The sequence below is a fragment of the Roseateles sp. genome (assembly GCF_047654805.1).
In the GTDB taxonomy this organism is placed as follows: domain Bacteria; phylum Pseudomonadota; class Gammaproteobacteria; order Burkholderiales; family Burkholderiaceae_C; genus Pelomonas.
In genome coordinates this window covers 365,701-386,000 of the sequence record NZ_JASGIV010000001.1, presented here as the reverse complement: position 1 = coordinate 386,000, position 20,300 = coordinate 365,701, and the positions used below count along the sequence as shown (strand labels likewise).

19 protein-coding genes are annotated in these 20,300 nt (G+C 68.4%); 13 read left to right on the top strand and 6 right to left on the bottom strand.

Going from position 1 to position 20,300, the window contains the following annotated elements; genetic code table 11:
- Positions 1–4 precede the first annotated feature (4 nt).
- The 11 genes from QM732_RS01805 (at position 5) to QM732_RS01755 (ending at position 10,879) form a co-directional block, all read left to right on the top strand.
- Positions 5–1,219 carry a type II secretion system F family protein gene (locus tag QM732_RS01805; RefSeq protein WP_415654502.1) on the top strand — a complete coding sequence of 405 codons (1,215 nt, stop codon included), beginning with the start codon at positions 5–7 and terminating at the stop codon, positions 1,217–1,219.
- A gap of 3 nt (positions 1,220–1,222) precedes the next feature.
- Positions 1,223–1,681 (top strand): type II secretion system major pseudopilin GspG, encoded by a 459-nt coding sequence (gene gspG, locus QM732_RS01800; protein WP_415654501.1) that lies wholly within the window; start codon positions 1,223–1,225, stop codon positions 1,679–1,681.
- Between the two features lie 10 nt (positions 1,682–1,691).
- Positions 1,692–2,120 carry a type II secretion system protein gene (locus tag QM732_RS01795; protein ID WP_415654500.1) on the top strand — a complete coding sequence of 143 codons (429 nt, stop codon included), beginning with the start codon at positions 1,692–1,694 and terminating at the stop codon, positions 2,118–2,120.
- Complete coding sequence (locus QM732_RS01790) at positions 2,117–2,563, top strand: type II secretion system protein (RefSeq protein WP_415654499.1); 447 nt, start codon at positions 2,117–2,119, stop codon at positions 2,561–2,563. The genes QM732_RS01795 and QM732_RS01790 overlap by 4 nt, the downstream gene beginning before the upstream one ends.
- Complete coding sequence (locus tag QM732_RS01785) at positions 2,563–3,201, top strand: type II secretion system protein (RefSeq protein ID WP_415654498.1); 639 nt, start codon at positions 2,563–2,565, stop codon at positions 3,199–3,201. Before QM732_RS01790 ends, QM732_RS01785 begins: the two co-directional genes overlap by 1 nt.
- Positions 3,198–4,214, top strand: a complete 1,017-nt coding sequence (locus tag QM732_RS01780; protein ID WP_415654497.1) for a hypothetical protein — start codon at positions 3,198–3,200, stop codon at positions 4,212–4,214. Before QM732_RS01785 ends, QM732_RS01780 begins: the two co-directional genes overlap by 4 nt.
- Positions 4,215–4,221: 7 nt before the next feature.
- The gene (locus QM732_RS01775) at positions 4,222–5,298 is read left to right on the top strand and encodes a hypothetical protein (protein ID WP_415654496.1); all 1,077 of its coding nucleotides are present in this window, start codon (positions 4,222–4,224) and stop codon (positions 5,296–5,298) included.
- Entirely contained in the window at positions 5,295–5,990 is a 696-nt protein-coding gene (locus QM732_RS01770) for a hypothetical protein (RefSeq protein WP_415654495.1), read from the top strand. The genes QM732_RS01775 and QM732_RS01770 overlap by 4 nt, the downstream gene beginning before the upstream one ends.
- The gene (locus QM732_RS01765) at positions 5,987–6,472 is read left to right on the top strand and encodes a hypothetical protein (RefSeq protein ID WP_415654494.1); all 486 of its coding nucleotides are present in this window, start codon (positions 5,987–5,989) and stop codon (positions 6,470–6,472) included. Before QM732_RS01770 ends, QM732_RS01765 begins: the two co-directional genes overlap by 4 nt.
- Entirely contained in the window at positions 6,469–8,898 is a 2,430-nt protein-coding gene (locus tag QM732_RS01760; protein ID WP_415654493.1) for a secretin N-terminal domain-containing protein, read from the top strand. Before QM732_RS01765 ends, QM732_RS01760 begins: the two co-directional genes overlap by 4 nt.
- 277 nt (positions 8,899–9,175) lie before the next feature.
- Positions 9,176–10,879, top strand: coding sequence for a hypothetical protein (locus QM732_RS01755; RefSeq protein WP_415654492.1), 1,704 nt, complete (start codon positions 9,176–9,178; stop codon positions 10,877–10,879).
- A gap of 167 nt (positions 10,880–11,046) precedes the next feature.
- On the opposite strand, the gene QM732_RS01750 is transcribed toward QM732_RS01755, so the two are convergent.
- Positions 11,047–11,997 (bottom strand): FkbM family methyltransferase, encoded by a 951-nt coding sequence (locus QM732_RS01750; protein ID WP_415654491.1) that lies wholly within the window; start codon positions 11,995–11,997, stop codon positions 11,047–11,049.
- Between the two features lie 120 nt (positions 11,998–12,117).
- On the opposite strand from QM732_RS01750, the gene QM732_RS01745 reads away from it, so the two are divergent.
- Entirely contained in the window at positions 12,118–13,809 is a 1,692-nt protein-coding gene (locus QM732_RS01745) for a GspE/PulE family protein (protein WP_415654490.1), read from the top strand.
- 44 nt (positions 13,810–13,853) lie between these two features.
- A complete protein-coding gene (locus tag QM732_RS01740; RefSeq protein ID WP_415654489.1) occupies positions 13,854–14,624 on the top strand; it encodes a hypothetical protein in 771 nt (256 codons plus the stop codon).
- 9 nt (positions 14,625–14,633) lie between these two features.
- Here QM732_RS01740 and QM732_RS01735 read toward each other — a convergent pair whose 3' ends face one another.
- The 5 genes from QM732_RS01735 to QM732_RS01715 are packed head-to-tail and all read right to left on the bottom strand — an operon-like array spanning position 14,634 to position 20,247.
- Positions 14,634–16,520 carry a polysaccharide biosynthesis protein gene (locus QM732_RS01735; protein WP_415654488.1) on the bottom strand — a complete coding sequence of 629 codons (1,887 nt, stop codon included), beginning with the start codon at positions 16,518–16,520 and terminating at the stop codon, positions 14,634–14,636.
- Between the two features lie 20 nt (positions 16,521–16,540).
- Positions 16,541–17,128, bottom strand: a complete 588-nt coding sequence (locus QM732_RS01730) for a sugar transferase (protein ID WP_415654487.1) — start codon at positions 17,126–17,128, stop codon at positions 16,541–16,543.
- Between the two features lie 6 nt (positions 17,129–17,134).
- The gene (locus QM732_RS01725; protein ID WP_415654486.1) at positions 17,135–18,298 is read right to left on the bottom strand and encodes a DegT/DnrJ/EryC1/StrS family aminotransferase; all 1,164 of its coding nucleotides are present in this window, start codon (positions 18,296–18,298) and stop codon (positions 17,135–17,137) included.
- An 18-nt stretch (positions 18,299–18,316) separates the two neighbouring features.
- Complete coding sequence (locus tag QM732_RS01720) at positions 18,317–19,012, bottom strand: methyltransferase domain-containing protein (RefSeq protein ID WP_415654485.1); 696 nt, start codon at positions 19,010–19,012, stop codon at positions 18,317–18,319.
- Positions 19,009–20,247, bottom strand: coding sequence for a glycosyltransferase family 4 protein (locus QM732_RS01715; protein WP_415654484.1), 1,239 nt, complete (start codon positions 20,245–20,247; stop codon positions 19,009–19,011). The genes QM732_RS01720 and QM732_RS01715 overlap by 4 nt, the downstream gene beginning before the upstream one ends.
- Between the last annotated feature and the right edge of the window lie 53 nt (positions 20,248–20,300).

The following is a 20,300-nucleotide window of genomic DNA, read 5'->3' as shown; positions in this document are numbered from 1 at the left end:
CGCCATGCCCTACGCCTACCAAGCCCTGGACAGCCAGGGCCGCCTGCAAAAGGGCGAACTCGATGCCGCCACCGAAGACGAAGCCGCCCAGGCGCTGGGCCGGCAAGGCCTCAGCCCCATCGAGCTGAAGCCGCTGCGTACCCGCCGCGCCGCGCCGGGCCGCAAGACCCGCCGCGAGAAGCCGCGCGTCGCCACCATGCTGCTTGTGCGCGAACTTGCCTCGCTGCTGCAGGCTGGCGTCACGCTCGAAGAGTCTCTGCGCACGCTGCTCGATGGCCGCCGCGACAGCCCCCAGGGCGAACCACTCACCGCCGTCCTGTCTGGCGTGCTGTCCGGCGAGCGCTTCTCCGCCGCGCTCCAGCAGCAATCCCAATCACCGGCTCTGCCGCTGCCGCCCTATGTGCTGGCCCTGGTCGCTGCCGGCGAGTCCACCGGCGACCTGCCTGCGGCGCTGACCCGCGCCGCCGAGCAGCTCGACTTTGACGAACAGATCCGGGCCGAGACCTCCGAGGCCCTGGTCTACCCCAGCATCCTGATCGCCGCCGGCGTGTCGGCCGTGCTCTTCGTGTTCTCGTTCGTCGTGCCGCGCTTCTCCAGCCTGCTGGCCGGCAAGAACGTCGAGTTGCCCTGGCTGTCGGCGGCCGTGCTGACCGTCGGCACCTTCTTCAACGAACACGTCGTCGCCGTGCTGCTCGGCCTCGCCGCGGCCATCGGCATCGGCGCCGCGGTGCGCCGGGCCCTCGGGCCGCAGCGCATCCGCAGCATGCTGTCGCGATGGCCGCTGCTAGGCCCCTGGCTGCACCAGCAGGAGTTGTCGCGCTGGACCGGCATGCTGGCGCTGATGCTGCAGAGCCGCGTTCCCATCCTGACCGCGCTCGACCTCACCGCCGCGGCCGTCAGCCTGCCCGACGTGCAGCATGGACTGCGCGAGAGCCTCGCCGACATCGGCCGCGGCGAGCCGCTCTCGCGCTCGCTGCAGGAGCGCCAGCTGCTGCCGGCCACCGCGCTGAGCATGGTGCGGGTCGGCGAGCGAACCGGGCAGCTCGGCCAGATGATGGGCCATGTCGCCGCCTACTCGCTCGAGGCCAACCGCAGCACCCGGCGGCGCCTCGTCGCGCTCATCGAGCCGGCGGCCATCCTGGTGCTGGGCGGTATCATCGCCCTCGTCGTCGTGGGCGTCGTGCTGGCCCTCACGTCCCTGTCCGAAGTCAAGTTCTGAACCATGTCCAACAAGGCCCGCCGCACCCGCGGCTTCACGCTGCTCGAAATGCTCGTGGTCCTCGTGATCATTGGCCTCGTCGCCGGCCTCGTCGGCCCTCGCCTCTTCGCCAAGGTCGACTCCTCCAAGGTGCAGACCGCCGGCGTGCAGATCAAGCTGCTGCGCGGCGCCGTCGAATCCCTGCGCATGGATGTCGGCAGCTACCCGACGACGGAGCAGGGGCTGGACATGCTCGTCACGCCGCCGACCGACCCCAAGCTGCGCGAGCGCTGGAAGGGTCCCTACCTGGACGAGGCCGTGCCGCTGGATCCCTGGAACAACCCCTACCAGTACCGCGTGCCGGGCGAGGATGGCCGGCCCTTCTCCATCGTTTCCCTGGGTGCCGACGGCAAGTCCGGCGGCGAGGGCATCGATGCCGACATCGGGCTTGCCAAGAAGGCAGGCGCCGACGCCCCGAACTGACCTCACCGCAATGCCTAGGAGCCAGGGCGGCTTCACGCTGATTGAAGTCGTCGTCGCGCTCACCATCATCGGCCTTGTCGCCGCCGTCGCTGTGCCGGCGCTGGCACGGCGGCTCGACTCGGCCTACCGTGCGGCGGACCTGGCCCAGGTCGTCGGCAGTGCCCGTCTGCTGCCAGTGCGCGCCGCTGCGATGGGCGCCGAGATCAAGCTGGACGCCAACGGTCTTGCCCGCCCGATGGCCGACGGGCAGCCCCCGCTGGAACTGCCACCGGGCTGGACACTGACGCCGCTGGACCCTGCCCCCCAGCTGGGCCGCGCCGGCAGCTGCACCGAGGGCAGCCTGCTGCTCACGGCACCAGCACCGGTGCAGAGCTGGCGCCTGCATTTCGATGCGCTGAGTTGCGGGCTGCAAGTCGTCCAGCTTGGAGGCGATGCATGAGCAAGGCGCACCGACGACGCGGCATCGCGCTGCTCGAAGTCATCGTCGCCCTCGTCATCGTCGCCACCTTCGGCGCCGCCCTGTTCAGCTGGGCCGGCCAGACCTACCGTACCGCCAACCGCGCCGTCGAACTGCTCGACGAAGCCGAGATCGAGCGCAACCTGATCGAGTTGAGCCAGGCCATCAACCCCGCCCGCCAGCCGCAAGGCAAGTTGCAGACGGAGCTCTACGTCTACGACTGGCAATCCCAGGCAGTGCACCCGCCCGTAGACCAGATCCGCCATCCCATGGGCCTCAGCCCCTACCAGGTCGGCCTCTACAAGGTCAGCCTGCGCGTGCTGCGCCGCGCCGACCAGGTCCTCGTGCTGCAGCGCGACCTGCAACTGGCCGGGCAACTGCAGACGCGCGCGCAGTCCACCGGGCCATTCGGTTTGAACCCGTGATGCGCCGCGCCCGCCAACTCGGCCTCTCCCTGCTCGAAGTGCTGGTCACCGTGACCATCTTCGCGATGCTGTTCGCCGTCCTCACGATGGGCTGGCATCAATCCATGAACGCCCAGGCCAAGCTCGGCAGCGCCACCGTGCACGCCCGCACCCACCAGCAGCTCGCCCTCGTGCTGCGCCAGCTCATCAGCGAGACCCTCGTCCCCGACTATCAGGCCGGCACGGAGTTCACTGCCGACGACAAGGGCTTCATCGCCGAAACCACCACTTCGCTGCTTGCGGGCATCGGCGCCGCGCCCCTGCCCGTCTCCGTCAAGCTCGAGACCACTGCCGACGGCCAGCGCCTGCAGGTCACGCACGGCGACGCCGCCAGCCAGCCCCTGCCCTGGCGTTTCAGCCAGGCTCGCTGGCGCTACCTCGACAGCGCCGGCGAATGGCACGACGACTGGCCCCCGCCGCCATCCCAGGCCGGCATGCCGCTGCCGCTGGAACGAGACAGCTACCTGCCCGCCCTCGTCGCGTTCTCCTACACCATGGCGGGCGAGAGCCGTGCCCATGAGCTGCTCGCCGCTCCTCGCGCCTCGGGTTGGCGTCTCGGCGAGCCGACGTCGCCGCTGGCCGGCATGAACACGCCATGACGTCGCGCCAAGCCAGTGGCGGCTTCGTGCTGCCCGTCACCGTCGCCATCCTCGCGCTGATCTCGGTCGGCATCATGATGATGGCCCATCGCAGCGACGAACTGCGCCGCCTCGTGCTGACCATCGAAGCCGACCGCATCGCCACCCGCCAGGTCGCCGAAGCCAGTGCCGAAGCCCTCTTCCTGGGCAGCGTGCTCTACCGCCGCGGCGACAGCATGGGCAGCATCCGGCTCGACGGCCGCCCCTATCTCAGCCGCTCCGGCGCCATCGTGAACTACATGGACGCCGGTGCGCTGCTCGGCCTGCGCCGCGCACCGAGCCAGGACATCTACAGGTTGCTTGTCGCCCTTGGCCTCACGGATCTTGGTCAGGTGGAGCGGCTGACCGACGTGCTGCTCGACTACACGGACAAGGACGATCTCGAGCGGCTCAACGGCGCCGAAGCATCCGAATACTTCGCCGCCAAGCTGCCAATTCCGCGCAACGATCGTCTGCTGACGCCGACGGAATTGCGCCGGCTCGTCGGCTGGCGCGACCTGCCACAGGAGTTTCTGGAGCGCTTCATCGCCCACGTCCACACCGGCCCCGTACGCACGGTCAACCGCTACACCGTCCAGGGGCCCGTTCTGGCCGCCATCTCCGGGCTCGAGCCCAGCGTGGCCAACGAGCTCGTCAAAGCCCGCCAACCCGGTACCTTCCTGAACATCGACGCCCTGCCTACCGTCGCGGAAGCCAGCTTCCTCGCGGCCGGTCGCTACATCACGGTGCCCTCCAACGAGCTGTTGGTCACAATCTGCCCCTCGCGAGTTGACTGGTGCCAGCATCTGTCCGTGTCCAGCACCGCCGAAAGCGCCTTCAGTCCCTGGCACGTCAACTACAGCTACCGCCTGCCGCGCCGCCAACCGCTGCCAGACACCACCCAACTCCAACCCCTGCCCGACCAATTGCCCGACACTCCGCCGCCGCCGCTGTGGTCACCATTCGGCAACACCATGCCCAGCCCCTCACCCTGATCCCGTCGTGAAGCGAATGCTCGCCCGTCCCAGCCTCGTCCCCATCGAGCGCAGCGAACTGCGCCACGTGACGCTCAAGCTCCCGCCACTCAAGGGTCGGGCGCTGCAGTCCGCCGTGCGCCTGCAGCTGCTGCCCTACGTTCCGGCCGGCGCGCGTCTGGCTTTCGCCTATCGCGAGCACAGCGACGGCCAGATCCAGACCTGGCTGTGGCAACCCGCAGCCGATGTCCAGGCCCGCGAGCTGCGACAGCACTGGCCGCGACCACTGCTTGAGCAGGGAGGGCAGGGCCTTCGCCTGCTCGCCCGCGGCACCGGTAGCGAAGCCCAGCACTGGGCCGACGGCGAGCTGCGGCTGACCCGCTGGTGGCCGGCCGGCCCCACCGAGCAGGACTGGGCCCTTTTTGTGCGGGCCGCCGGCCTGCAACCCGATGACCACCCCTGCCCGGCGCGCAGCTCGCCCGTCGAGCTCGGAGCCGCTCCGCAGCAATGGCTGCGTGGCGACAACCTTCCAACTCCCGACCCCTGGGCCGGCTGGCGCTGGCAGGCCGCCGGCCTGCTGCTCGGCGGCCTCGTCGCATTCGGCATCGGCGCCCACCTGCAGACGGTACGCCAACTGCACGACGACCAGGCCTTGCTCACGAAGCTGCGCAGTGAGCGCGAGCAAGCCCTCGGCCAGCGCAGCCGCTATCTGACGCTGCGGGCCGACTTCGACGCGCTCAGTGCCCTCGCCCCACGCAGCTCGCAGCTGGAGCTGCTGGACAAGGTCGTTTCCAGCGGCATCCTTGCCGCGGCGCCCAGCCTGCCTGCGCCTGCTGCGTCCGCTGCGGCAACGCCATCTGCCGGCAACGCCATCACGGCGCCGCCGCCCAACGCGCCCGTCACCACGCCGCTCGCGCCCAGCCTCGCCGAATGGGACTACCGCAACGGCCAGCTCAAGCTCGCGCTCGACATTCCCGAGGGCCAACTCGTCATGCTCGACATCACCCGACGCATCGAACGGCTGCAGGGCTTCAATGACGTGCGCATCGGGCTGGACTCCACCAACACCAGCCTCATCCTGAACATGCGCGTCGCCACCCCATGAGCACGCTCGCCACCCAACTCTCTGCTCAGTGGCAGCAATTGCGTGCCCAGCTGCGCCCTGGCCCCCAGAACCGCACACTGTGGCTGCTCATCGGCGTCGCCCTGCTCGCCGTGATCGGCGAACTCGGCATGCGTGCCTGGGAGCATCAGCAAAAGCTCGACCGGGAACTCACGGCGCTGCGCAAGCGCGTCCAGGCCCTGCAGATCTCGGCTGACCGCGTCGACTGGGCCCGACTCGGCGACCAGCTCGGTGCCACGCAGCAGACCTTCCAGGACCAGCTCTGGCACGCCCCCTCCGAAGCCCAGGCCCAGGCCATGCTGCGCGACTGGCTCAGCAGCCTGCTGAAGAATGCCGACATCGTGCGCCCCACGCTGCGGCTGCAACCTGTGCAGCCCGCAGCGCCAGCCCAGGCAGCGTCGGCCGGAGAGTCCTCTGACACCTCGAATCCGGCCGGCCTCGGCGCCCGTCTGGCACGCGAAGCCGTGCGAGCCCGTGCGCAGATCAGCTTCGAGCTCGTACCTGGCAGCCTCGAAGCCGTGATGCAACGCGTCGAGCGCGGCGGCCAGCTCGCCAGCATCGATGCGCTGACCGTCTCAAAGCGCAGCCGCCGCGTCGAGATGAGCATCTCCATGCCCGTCATCATCGAAGCTTCGGCAGCGGAAAAGACCACAGCAAAGACCGCCGCCCGATGAACGCCCTGCTCACCCATCCACTGGCTCGCCTCGCCGCGGCACTGCTCGCCTGGGCCGGCCTGGGCACCCTCGGCTGGTGGTGGCATCGGCCCGCGCCGCTGACACCGCCTTCGGCCGCCGCCGCCCAGCCTCCCGCACCGCCCGCGCCACGCGGCATGGTCGACCTCTCCCACGACCCGCTCGCCTCCCGCCTGCAGGCCCTGGATCCCTTCGCCCTCCAACGTACCACCCCGCCGCCGTCTACCGCCACCACGGCCGCTGGCACCGCTGGCAGCGACGACATCGTCTGGCGGTTCTCCGCTCTCACGGAGAACCGCGGCCAGCGCCATCTGCTGCTGACCGCCGCCGACCAGCCGCCACTGCTGCTCAAGGCAGGCGACAAGCTGCCCAACGGCGAACGCATCAAATCCATCGACGCCACCAGCGTCCTGCTGCAGGACGCCAAAGGCCGCAAGCGCACCATCCAGTTGATCGAGCCATGACCAAGCCCGCCCCTCTCACGCCCCGCCGCCTGCTCGCCACGGCCATGGCCGCCTCGGTGGCCGCGACCCTCAGCGGCTGCCAGCACCTCTCGCCCACCATCCTGCCCGAGCGCCCCGCCGACCCCGCTGCATCCACGCCGGCCCTGCCGCCGGAAGCCTCGGCTCTCGCCGCCTCCGGCCCCGCCACTGAGCCGCGCAACGACACCCGTCTCTTCCAGACACCAGCCATCCAGGCCGGCGCGCGCAGCGCCACTCGCGCCAATCCGGCGGGCAGCAACCCCGCAGAACCCGGTATCGCGGCCTCGGTCTCGCTGGAGCAACTGCCGCTGCCCGTCTTCATCGACACCGTCTACGCGACCATCCTCAAGCGCAACGTGTCGGTCGACCCTTCAATCGCCACCCGCAAGGAGCTCGTCTCACTGAAGTCCGGAACGACCCTCTCCGCCGCGGCACTCGCAGAGGCCACCCGGGCCTTGCTGAAGAGCTATGGCCTTGTCGTGACGGAGTTCGACAACCTCGTGCGCATCACCCCCGCAGGTGGCAATGCCGGCTACCTCCCGGAGCTGCAGCGCGGTCGCGCCTCGCCCGACGTGCCCCAGTCGCTGCGCCCGATCTTCTATATGGTCGAGCTGGAAAGCGTCAGCCCCTCCAACGTCAGCAGTTGGCTCAGGACCTTGTTCGGCCAGCGCGTCAACGTGCAGGACGACCTCACGCGCCAGGCCGTGCTGATCAGCGGCCAGACCGACGACGTCAGCGCCGCACTCGAAGCCGTCCAGGTGCTGGACCAGCCGATGATGCGCGGCCGCAATAGCGCGCGCATCGCCCCCTTGTACTGGTCTGCCGACGAACTCTCCAAGAAGCTGACCGAGGTCCTCCAGGCGCAGGGTTACAGCGTGGGCAACAACGGTGGCGCCCAGGCCCCCGTCATCCTGTTGCCCATCGGTCCGCTGAACTCGGTCATCGTCTTCGCCGCCTCCGAGCCCGTGCTCAACCACGTGCTGCGCTGGGCCACCGAGCTGGATCAGCCAGCCAGCGGGCGAGGCTCTGCCGGCTACTTCACCTACGCAGTGCGCAACATGGATGCGGCCGAGCTGGCCAAGACGCTGCAAGAAGTCATGAACCCTGCGGCTGCGGCCGCCAACAGCAACGCCGTCAAGTCCCGGGTTGTCGTCAACGCCGCCAGCAACACCCTCATCATCCAGGGCAGCCCGACGGAGTACCAGCAATGGTTCGGCCTGCTGCAGGAGCTGGACCGCCCCGCCCGCACCGCCCTCGTCTCGGTCACCGTCGCCGAAGTCGCGCTGGACAACAGCGAAACCCTCGGCTTCAAGTGGATCCTCGACCAGTTCCGCCTGGGGGGCTTCAATGTCAACCTGAGCAGCCTCACCAACACTGGCAGTAGCTCCGGCATGGTGGCGCAGATCAACAGCCGCACCAGCAGCACCAATGCACTGCTGAATGCACTCGCCTCCGCCAGCAAGGCGCGCATCCTTGCCAACCCCAGCATCCTGGCCCGCAACGGCGAAACCGCCTCAATCCAGGTCGGCCAGGACGTGCCCATCATCACCCAGCAACAGCAATCCACCACCGGCTCCGGCGTGCCCGGCGGCTCGTCGGCCAACGTGCTGCAGACCATCCAGTACCGCAATGCGGGCGTCATCCTCAACGTCAAGCCCGTCATCCACGCCGGTGGCCGCATCGACCTCGACGTGAGCCAGGAAGTTTCGGCCGTTGTCGCCACCGACCTCGGCCTGCAAACCACCCCGACCTTCTCCAGCCGCAAGCTCACCACCAAGCTCTCCGTGGCCGACGGCACCACCGTGCTGCTGGGCGGCCTGATGCGCGAGGACAACACCATCTCCGACAGCGGCATCCCGCTGCTGAAGGACATGCCCGTCGTCGGCCACCTCTTCAAGAGCAGCACCGACAAGCGCACCCGCACCGAGCTCGTCGTGCTCGTCACGCCCTACGTCATCAACGACGAATTCGAGGCTCGCGCCGTTACCGATGCTTTCCGCCGCCAGTTCGGCTGGGACAGCAGCACTCCGCTGCAGCACCTGCGCCCGCCACAGATTGATGCCGGCGCCAGGCCGCCGGAAGGCATTCGCCCCGGCAACGCAAGCATCGGCAAGCCGTATGTGCTGCCGCCAGTCGAGGCCGAAAGCCCGGCAAGGCCCAATTCCGGCGCTGCCGGCGTTGGTGCGCAACAACAATCCGGTCGGGATTTTCCCGCAAGCGCTGTCACGAGGTCGGCACCTGGCCTCGATCCGGCTAACGTCCGATCCCAAGCCGACGCCCCTGCGGCGCCGGCCTCGGGCAGCCAGCCCCGCCAGCCCGGCGACAAGCCAGGCTCGGGCGCAGGCAAACCCGTGGAAGACCCCCAGCTACTGAAGGAGCTCATGGATGCCGTGAATCGCAAGCGATGAACCCCAACCCTGCGGTGACTCGGTTGTGATGCACACACACGTAAAGACCGCAACCACCCTTCAGGGGCTGAATACCCCCTCAGACAAACCCGACACCTGCAACAAAACGAGCATTCCTCCCTGTTTCACCATTGCTGCCCCCTGGGCTGTGGGTATACTGCTCGGTAGCTGTCACATCAACCAACGGTGCAGCGGCGTGTCCGGCAGGCAAACCTAGGTAGCCGGCATGCTTGTTGAGGTGTCAACTTCAAACGTTCTCTTGATCGAGGAAATTTCAATGAAACAAAAGCTTCTTTCTGCACTGGTCGTGGCCGCTGTCGCTGGCATGGCTGCCAATGCCAACGCTGGTGTCATCCAGTCGTCTTACAAGAACTACGCCGCTGAAGTCTTCGGCGACAACACCGTTGTCCTGACTGCTCCGACGATCGGTTACGCGCTGGCTCTGCCGCTGACCGGCACTGCCGCCAACCCCAACAGCTTCACCATCCAGTGGACGCTGTCGGGTGGCGCCGTCTGGAATGCTGCTCCCGCTGCCGCCACCATCGTGCTGGCACAGCCGGACGGTTCCGTGGCCGCCCAAAGCGCGACGACCTACCAAGTCGCCACGCCGACGCTGAGCACTGACGGCACCACGCTGACCGCCGTCGTCACCGTGTACTCCAACTACACCACCGGCTCGCAAATCGTGCTGGGCGGTGGCGGCCCCGTGGCAGTCACCAAGGTCGGCACGACCCTGGGCGCTCCCGCTCTGTCGACCGACGGCTGCAGCGACGCTGTCGCCTCGGTCAACGTGACGGCCAAGCTGACCAACGCCGCTGGCACCGAGTTCGACTCCAACTTCAACCTGGCCCCGCTGCTGAACACGACCCCCATCGTGCAATCGCGTCGTGCCATCGAAGTCCTGGCCCTGAGCTCGTCCGCCTTCCCGCGCACGACCGCAGCTGCCGCCGACACCGACATCGAGCAGTCGAAGGTCGACGTGCTGACCCCGTCGCTGGGCAAGAACTTCACGAACACCCCGGTCGACATCACGAACAGCACCGTGGCGATCAACCTGGGTCAAGTCATCGTGCGTGACCGTGCGGTCCTGTTCGACCTGAACGGCGCAAACCCCTACAGCGTGGACACGGCCGGCTTCGGCACCACGGTCAACACCAACGTCGGTATCGTCGAAGCCAACGGCATCACCTTCAAGGTGGCCGGCAAGTTCGTCACCGGCGGCACGGTGACCGTTCGTTCCAACTCGATCGCTGCTGGTGGCAACACGGTGGTGGGCGCTCTGGTCCCGTCGACGGTCACGTTCAACGCCGATCGTTCCGAAGCCACGGTGACCGTCGCCGCTGCCGACCTGACCGATGCCCTGTTCACGAAGGACGTCAACGGCCCCACGCCGTCGGCTCGCCGCCTGAACATCGTCTACACGGTGGCGGGTACGGCTGTGGTTCCGGTTGCTCAGTTCAAGGTCACGAGCGGCCAGCTGAACAAGTACGCTGCCTCGAAGGAAGCCCCGAACGTTGCTTGCCCTGGCAACATCTACAACCTGGTCGCCAATGGCGTCCAAGTTGACGTTCGCAACTACGTGCCGGCCGCTGCTGCCGTGCCGTCGGGCGGCTGGAAGAGCATCGTCCGCATCATCAACACGGACGAAGGCCAATCGGCTGACGTGCTGGGTACGGTGCTGCACCGCAATGGCGACCTGGGTGCCTCGGCCCTGCTGGTGACCCTGAAGCCGCGTGAAGTGGTGTACATGCAAAGCGCCGACATCGACGCCAAGCTGAACGCCGCCGCTACCGCAACGGCCACCAGCTTCGGCGCCGACGACACGGGTTCCAACGCCCGCCTGCGTCTGACCGCAGCGACCTCGTCGATCCGCGTGCAGAACTACCTGTTCAACCCGGTCAACGGCAACTTCATCGAAGGTTCGTCGGCTCAAGGCGACGAAGGCCCGGCACTGGCCGTGCGTGATTCGGTGAACAAGTAATCTCTCGGGATTGCATACGGAACGGAGGGCTTCGGCCCTCCGTTTTTTTTCGTCTATGCTTTTTCGATTGCCTGCCTCGAGTGCTTGCCCAAATGAACAGGCCCCTGACCCTTCTACGGGTCAGGGGCCTGTTCGCAAACAAACCGTCAGCGCTTAACCGTCAGCGCTTACTGGATCAGCAAATCCGTAAAGCGTCCGCTGGTACCCAGGCGCTGCCAAACTGCATCGAAGCCGGCCTCTGATGCCGGGACGGGACCCTCGTCGAGTTCGAGGTCATGGAAGTGCGTATAGCCGGCCTGCAGTACGGCATGTTTGAGCGCCTCGTACGAACCGCTGCGCTGCATGCCATAGGGCCAGAACTCGACCACCAACGGCGGGCGCTCCCGCAGGCTGCGTGCAGCTCCCTGCAGCACATAACCCTCGAAACCCTGCGTGTCCATCCAGATCAGGCAGCCGGGCCAATCCCCTTCGATCTGGCTGTCCAGACTTTCACTGGGCACGGTGATGCGCTCACGGCAGGCCTCGTCAAACTGGCCATCCTGCGCTCCCATACTGATGCGATGGTCTCCATAGTTGTCCTTGGACAACTCGAAGACCAGTTGCTCGCCATCCCGGGCACCCAGGGCGAGGTTGCGCGGCGTGATGCGCGACGCGAGCCCGTTGAGATGGATGTTCGCGGCCAGCAGCGAGAAGTTGTAAGGCTCCGGCTCGAAGGCCATTGCACGCTCGAACAGGCCGCGCTTCACCGCTGCAATGCAGATGCAGCCAATATTGGCACCGATGTCCAGCAGCAGCCTGGGCTGGAATCCCGGCCCGAGCAAACGCATCACCTTCTGGAGCTTCTCGAAGTCGAATTGCCCGTTCACATACAGCTCGCGAGCGATGGCTCGGTCGCCCGAGGACACAAGATACGTTTCCGGCCCCCGCGTGCTGACCAGCACGCTGCCTGCAGGGGCCGCGTCGAAGACGGCCATGCGCCAGGACGCACTGCGCTCAAGGCCAGCCCAGTGCAATGCACGCGCCAGGCCGGTCGCCGCCACTCGCAAGGTCTTGCGCACCAGGCGCCGCGGCCCGATGCCGGTCGATGGGGGAGCCGAAGAGCTTGGGGCAGAGGTCATGCGATGGGCAATGCGGGAGTACGAAACAGCGGGGGATTTTAGGAAGCGTCGGCGGCGATAGAGGATCGCCGCCCCGGCCCCCTATGATTCGAGCCGCGACTTCTTCCATCTCCCGTATTCATGCGTCTTGGTGAACTGCTGATCGAACGCGGCCTGCTTGATGCAGCAGGCCTTGACCAGGCCCTGCGCCAGCAGACCACCAGCGCGGCCGGCCAAAGGCTTGGTGCCGTCCTCGTGCGCCTGGGGCTGGTATCGGAACCCAGCCTGTATGCGGCGCTGTCGCATCAGCTGGGGTTGCCGCTCTGGGATGCCAAGGAGCAGCCGGAATGGCTGGAGCAGGCATTGACGCCCACCGCCTCCACCTCGCAGCTGCCGGCAGCACTGGCGCGCCGCTGGAGCGCCTTCACGGTGCCGGCAGACGGAGCGTTGCGCCTGGTCGCTCGCGATCCGCTGCTGCCCGAGCTGCAGGAGTTTGCCCAATCCCTCGCAGGCTCGCGCCCCCTGCACCCCTGCCTGGCGCAAAGCGCCGACATGGCCCGCGCGCTGGCCCAGATCCACAACGACGCGGCACCGGCCGCCTCCACGGCGTCGAACGACCTGCGCCAGCTCGCGCAGGATGCCCCCATCGTCGAGTTCGTCGCGACCATGCTGTCCCGCGGCACGGACCAGCATGCGTCGGACATCCACATCGAGCCGGCCGAAGGGGCCTTCCATGTGCGCTACCGCGTGGACGGCCAGTTGCGCGCGACCGAGACGCATGCGCGCGAACGCTTCGACGCGGTCGTCAGCCGCATCAAGCTGGTCAGTGGCCTGGACATCGCCGAACGCCGCCTGCCGCAGGACGGCCGCTTCTCGACGCGGGCCGCGGGCATCGAGACCGAAGTGCGTGTGTCCGTGATTCCGTCCGTCCATGGGGAATCGGTGGTCATGCGCCTGCTGCCCAAGACGGCCCACCGGCGCTTCCGGCTGGACGCGCTGGGTTTCGAGCCGGATCACCTTGCGGCGCTGCAGTCTTCGCTGGCCGAGCCGGACGGCATCATCCTCGTGACCGGCCCGACCGGCTCGGGCAAGAGCACGACGCTGTATGCGGCGCTGGCAGCGACGGACACCGCCTCGACGCGCGTGCTGACGGTGGAGGATCCGGTGGAGTACCAGCTGCCGGGCATCACGCAGTTCCAGGTGCAGTCTGACATCGGCTTCACCTTCCCTGCCGCACTGCGGGCCATCCTGCGGCACGACCCCGACACGGTGATGATCGGCGAAATCCGCGACCCGGAGACAGCCGGCATCGCCATCCAGGCCTCGCTGACCGGACACAAGGTACTGTCCACGTTGCACACCAACGACGCACCGTCGGCCTTCGTGCGCCTGATCGACATCGGCGTGGAGCCCTTCCTGCTTGCAGCCAGCGTGCGCACGGTGATTGCACAACGGCTGATTCGCCGCCTGTGCCCGCATTGCGCTGCGCCACTTGCCATTGCGGCGTTGCCCGCCAGCGTGCGCAAGCAGGCCGAGGCACTGGGCCTGGCCGACGCGGATTACGCAGGCCGCGAACCCCGAGGCTGCAGCGAGTGCGACGACACGGGCTACCGTGGCCGCACCGGTGTGCACGAAGTGCTGGCCGTGACGCCCGCGTTGCGGGCCGCGCTGTCGGGCGGGCGCATCTCCGACCACGAGGTCAGGCAACACGCTCAGCCGGGCTTCCGCAATCTGTCGCAGGACGCGCTGCTACGATTCTGGCGCGGCCTGACCAGCATCGCCGAGGTGATGTCGCTGGCCAGCAGCCAGGCCGACTTCCGCGAAACAGCCTGACGACAGCCCCCTTTGCTGCCTCGCGCAGCCCATTTCCGCATCTCATGTATCGCCATCTCTTGCCTCTCGCACTGGCCGGCCTGACCGCCGCGCTCTGCAGCTCCAGTACCTTGGCCCAGGCCCCCACCGCAGCCACGGTGGCCACGGCGGCCTCCGCCCCGGCTGCCGCCGAGCAGCAGGAGTGGCAGTTGCGGCGCCAGCGCTTCCTGCAGACCATCAAGCTGCTGCAAGCAAACGACGCGCTGGCCCGCCGTGAGTTCGAGAGACAAGTGCGCGCCTTCGAGCAGCGCCCCTTCTCGTTGACGCCGCTCGAGGCGATGGACTACATCGGCGCGGTGTTCGTGCCGCAGGCCGGTGTCGAGAAGCTCCTGCCGCTGGTGGCGGCCCAGGCGGCTCTTGGTCTGTACGACGCCGCGCGCTTCGGCAGCACGCTGGGCGAGGCGCAGCTGGTTGACATCGAAAGCTTCCTGCGCCTGCCCCTGACCTGGACTGGCCCCGAGCAGACGGAGAGGTCGCGAGCCTTCCTTCGCGATCACCCTGAGCGCGCCGCCCAGCTCGTGCAGGATGGGTTGAAGCTGGCCAATGGCGAGCGCATCGGTACAGACTACGACGTGCGATGGGTACGCGCCCTGGGCCGCTGCGCACCGGAGATCGCGGCGGGCTGCCCGCAGCCGCGCGACCTCCCCGTCTCCGAATGGGACGACGCCTGGGACAAGGTCAAGCAGCGCGTGGCGGCCTACTACCGGGTCGAGCCGAAGGCGGTGCCGGCCAAGGCAGCCTCAGCCCCCGACACACCGGCATCTGCAGCGCGCTGAAGCGCGAGTTCAGCGCCGCTCTGCCGGCGCGTACTCGGGCAGCCATTGCTTCAATAGCGCCCGCAATTCGGCATCCCCAAGGGCAGGCTCGGCAGACGCCCCTTGCATCGGCAGCCATTGCACGATGGCAGCACCGGTCGCGGCGTCCCCCGCGGCCCCCAACTGGGCCAGCCGCAACGCGGCGAAGGGAGTCGCCAGTGTCCGGTCACCATCGGCCAGCAGTTCCTCGTAAAGCTTCTCGCCAGGACGCAGGCCGGTGAACTCGACGCGGATCTGGTGCAGGGAGTGGCCGGTGAGGCGGATCATGTCCCGCGCCAGGTCGACGATCTTCACCGGCTCGCCCATGTCCAGCACGAACACCTGCCCGCTCTCACCGATGGCCGCGGCCTGCACCACCAGCCGCGCCGCCTCGGGAATGGTCATGAAGTAGCGCGTGATGTCGGGGTGGGTCACGGTGACCGGGCCGCCGCGAGCGATCTGCTCCTTGAACTTCGGGATCACGCTCCCGCTGCTGCCCAGCACGTTGCCGAAGCGCACCGCCATGAACCTTGTGGAACCGCCCTGGCCGGCCATATGGCTCACGACCAGTTCCGCCGCCCGCTTGGTAGCCCCCATCACGTTGGTCGGGTTGACCGCCTTGTCGGTGCTGATGAGCACAAAGCGCTCAGCGCCGTTTTCCGCCGCCGCAACGCAGGCGTGATACGTACCCAGCGTGTTGTTGCGCAGCGCCGCCCAGGCGTTCTCTTCCTCCATCAGCGGCACATGCTTGTAGGCCGCCGCATGAAAGACGATCTGCGGCCGGTACCTGCGGAAGACGAAGCGCAATTGCTGCAAGTCCTTCACGTCACCAATCAGCCGCACCAGCGGCAGGTGGGGGAACTTCTCGCCGAGCTCCTGCTCGATGGTGTAGAGCGCCAGCTCACTGAGCTCGTACAACACGATCTTTGAGGGGCCATAGCGGGCCACCTGCCGGCACAGTTCCGACCCGATGGAACCGCCTGCACCCGTGATCAGCACGACCTTGCCGTTCAGGCATTCGCGGATGCCGCCCTCGTCGAGTTCGACCGGCTCACGGCCCAGCAGGTCCTCGGGCTCGATGTCACGCACCTGGTTCACGCTACGACCCGACAGCAGTTCGTCGCTGCTGGGCACGGTCAGCACGGGCAGGCCGGCCTGTCCGGCCAGCTCCAGCGCACGGCGGCGTGCGGCGGCCGATGCCGAGGGCATGGCCACGATGACGTGCGTGATGCCGTGGACCAGGGCCTGCTCCCGCGCCTGCGTCAGGGGCCCCAGCACCGGCACGCCGGCAACGCGCCCCCCTTGCTTGGCGGGAGCGTCGTCCAGGAACCCGACGACGGCCCAGCCCTGGCTGTGCTGGATGCCGGCCACCAGCAGCCGGCCGGCATCACCCGCACCCATGATGAGCGCCCGGCGCTGTTCCTGCGCACTGCCGCTGATGCGCCCGCGCATGTGCTCGTAGGTCATGCGGTAGCTCAGCCGCATCATGGCCAGCAGCATCAGCGTGAACAAGGGGTGCAGTGCCAGCACTGCGCGCGGCACGCCATGCAGGTGCAGCATCAGCACGCCGGTGGCGCAGACGAGCCCTGCCCCCAGGCAGGCCAGCGCCAGCCGCTTGACTTCGCCGAACCCCGAGAAGCGCCAGATACCCTTGGGCACGCGCAAGGCCAGCAGGGCCGCGGCATAGACGACCAGGACCCCCGCCAGGACGGCGCCGTCATAGCCCGGCCGCGCGCTGAACCAGCGCTCGAAGCCGAGCCGGAAGAGATAGGTGAACTGCCAGGACACTGCCACCACGGCGAGGTCCAGCACCAGGCCCAGCCGCTCCCGGTGCGGACGCACGCGGGTGAGCAGCGCATCGAAACGTTGCCAATCCATAGAACGGTGATTGTCGGGGCTCAGCCGTGCAGCACGCGTCCCAGCGTGGCCCAGATCAGGCGCAGATCGGCCGCCAGGTTGGCACTCGCCGCATAGTCAGCGGAGAGCTTGAGCTTGGCCGGCAGGATGACCTCGCGGTACTCACGCTCGGGGTCGGGCGCGGCCGCGAGCAGTTCGGCCTCATGGCTGAAGGCCAGCGAGGCCGGGTCGGTGATGCCGGGTCGAACGGCCAGCACGCGCTCGCGCATCTCGGCCGGGTAGAGCGCGACGTAGCGGGGCAGCTCGGGCCGTGGGCCGACCAGGCTCATCGCGCCGCGCAGCACGTCCCAGAGCTGCGGCAGCTCGTCGAGCTTGGTCCGACGCAACACATGGCCCGGGCGGGTGATGCGCGGGTCGACGCCCACCGTGATGGCCGCGCCGGGCTCGACCCGCATGGTGCGGAACTTGTGGATGGTGAACGGCACGCCGAAGCGGCCGACACGGGTCTGGCGGAACAGCGCAGGGCCGGGCGAGTCCAGCCGAATCCAAAGTGCCGCCAGCAGCAGCAGCGGCGCGAGCAGCAGCAGGCCCAGGGCCGAGGCCGCGATGTCGAACAGGCGTTTGCCCACGTGCACTCAAGCGCCCAGGAGCCCGCGCACGGCGTCGATGACGCGTTCCACGTCAGCATCGCTCATCGCCGTGTAGAGCGGCAGGCTGAGCGTGCGCTCGAAGACCTTCTGTGACTGCGGAAACTGCTCGGGCGTGAGGCCGTACCGGTCACGCCAGTAGGGGTGCAGGTGCAGGGGCACGTAGTGCACGCTGCAGCCGATGCCCGCAGCGAACAGGCCCTCGATGAAGGCGTCACGCGTGATGCCGGCGTCGTCGGCGAGGCGGATCGCGTAGAGGTGCCAGGCATGCGTGTCGCCCTCGGGCGCGTCAGGAGGCAGGATCAGGGGCAGGTCGGCGAAGGCCTCGTGATAGCGCATCGCGATCTGTTCGCGACGCGCCTGGAAGGCCGGCAGCCGCTTGAGCTGGTGCAGGCCCAGCGCCGCGGCGATGTCGGTCAGGTTGTACTTGAAGCCCGGCGCGACGATCTCGTAGTACCAGCTCGGCACCTTGGCCGTGAAGCGGTCGAAGGCGTCGCGGCTCATGCCATGCAGTCGCATCACGCGGGCGCGCTTGGCCAGCTCGGGGTTGCGCGTGACGAGCATGCCGCCCTCGCCGGTCGTCATGGTCTTGTTGGCGTAGAAGCTGAACACCGTGGCATCGCTGCCCAGCGTGCCGATCAACTCCTTCTCCAGAGTGGTCGGCAACGCATGGGCCGCGTCCTCGACGACTCGCAAACCATGGCGGCGCGCGATGTCGAGCACGGCCAGCATGTCCACTGCCAGGCCGGCGTAGTGCACCGGCAGGATGGCGCGGGTCCGCGGCGTGATGGCGGCTTCGATGGCCGCGATGTCGATGTTCAGGGTGGCCGGGTCCACATCCACCAGCTTCACGTCGGCGCCCAGATAGCGCACCACCTCGGCGGTGGCCGTGAAGGTGTGGGTCGTCGTGATGACCTCGTCGCCGGGGCCCAGGCCAATGGCTTCCAGCGCCAGGTGCAGGCCGGCGGTGGCCGAGTTGACGGCGATGCATTCGATCTGCGGGTCGCCGAGGAACTCGGCAAACGCCTGCTCGAAGCGCTTGGCCTTGGGGCCGGTCGTGATCCAGCCGGATTTCAGCGTGTCGACGACCTCGGCGATCTCGTCGTCACCGAGTTCCGGCAGGGCAAAGGGGAGGAAGGGCTGGGCGCTCATCGCAAGGATTTTCGGGGATCAGGGGCGGGCGGGTTTCTCGATCATCACGAGGCGGTGCGTGCGCAGCCAGGGGACGAGGTTGAGGACGGCATAGGCGGCGGGCAGCGCCCGGGCCAACGGCGGCGCCAGCGTGACGCGGCGGGCCGTGAAACCGCCCGGCGGGCATCCGGGGAACAGCTCGCGCACTCGCGCCAGCGGCACGCCGCGCACATCGGCGTTGCGCGGGTTGTCGACGGTGAAGTCGTACCAGACGACGGCGCCGCCCGGCTTGAGCCAATGCCACATGGCCTCGGCCAGGCGCTGCTGCAGGGCGTCGTCGAGGATGGACGAGAACACGGTGGACTGCAGCACCAGGTCCTGGCTGGCCGGCGCGACGTCGGCGGTGGACGCGTCACCCGCCAGCAGGTGGACCCCCTCGGGCAGCGCCGCGCGCGCGGCGGCAAGGCGCTCCGGGATCAGCTCGATGCCGGTCAGGTGTGCCGGTGCCAGACCCAGGCGCAGCAGGTCCAGCAGGTTGCCGCCAGCACCGCAGCCGACCTCGGTCGCGCGCCAGTCGGCCGGGCGGCCGGGTCGCCGGGCGAGCTGCCGCAGCAGCGCACGTTGGCGCTCCTGCCACATCTGCCAGACCTCGGGGCGCAGCAGGCTGTAGCGGTCGCCCTCGACACGATCCGCGCGGCGGGCGTAGCGCCGGGCGATCTGGTCCAGCTCGCTCACCGCAACGCCTCGATGAAGCGGGCCGCCAGCACCGGATAGGCGTGGTGAGCCATCGCAAAGGCACGGCCGCGCTGGCCCATCGCCTCGCGCTCGGCGGCCGGCAGCGCGGCGAGCTCCAGCAGCCCCTGGGCAACCGCCTCGGCGTCTTCGGGCGGCACGGTCAGGCCGGCACCGGCCTCGGCCACCGGATCGTTGCCCGCCTCCACCGAATGCAGCACCGCACGGCCGGCCATCAGGTAGTCGATGAGCTTGTTGGGTGCGATGCCGAAACGATAGATGGGCGTGCGCTGCCAGCCGATGTAGGCGATGTCGAAGCCGGCCAGCAGCGTCGGTATCTGGGCCTTGGGGATGGGGGCAAAGAAGCGGACGTTGCTCAGGCCTTCGGCCTGGGCACGCTCCACCAGACGCAGCGCCTCGTGGCCGCTGCCCACCAGCACGAAGCTGATGGGGTGATCGCGCAACCTTGCCGCGGCGTCCAGCAGCACGTCCAGCGCATTGGGCAGACCCATTGAGCCCGCATAGCCGACGACGACACGGCCGGCGGCCCGTTCGGTGTCCAGATGCGCCGCCAGTGCTGCGCCCAGCGGCGCGCGGGTTGTCGACGCCTGGCCCTGCCACTCCTCGGGTGCGAAGCCATTGGGCACGATGCGCAGCCGCCGCAGGTCCAGGCCCCGGGAAGCCATGTGCTCGTGCACGCATGGCAGCATGGAGACGACGACATCGGCGTCGCGGTAGGCATCGGCTTCGGCCTTGCCGCACAGCAGCGCGAACGGGTGGTGCGGCGACATGCCCGACAGCTCGATCAGCGACAGCGGCCAGAGGTCATGCACCTCGTAGACCAGTTTTGCCTTCGCGAGCCGGGCCAGCTTCTTCGCGACCCAGATGTCCATCGGATAGGTGCTGGAAGCGATGACGGCGTCGGGCCGCAACTCGCGCGTCAGCCGCCAGGCGTCGGCGCGCAACTGGCGCAGGAACGACAGGATGTTGCGCAGCCGTCCCACACCGTTGCCGGCGTAATGCGGCGTGGGCAGCCAGCGGTAGCGGATGCCGTCGATGATCTCCTCGCGCGGCACCCCGGCCACTTCGGGCTGCACGGCGCGCACGTGCGAATAGCTGGCCGCCACGATGGTGACCTCGTGCCCTTGCCGGACCCATTCGCGGGCCAGGTAGTAGGGCCGGAACTCCATGCCGTGGGCGGGCGAGCCGGCGTAGTGATTGACGAGCAGCAGCCTCATCGGCGCCTCCCGGGCGCCCGAAGGCATCGAGGCGCCCCGCCAGGGCGGCGTGA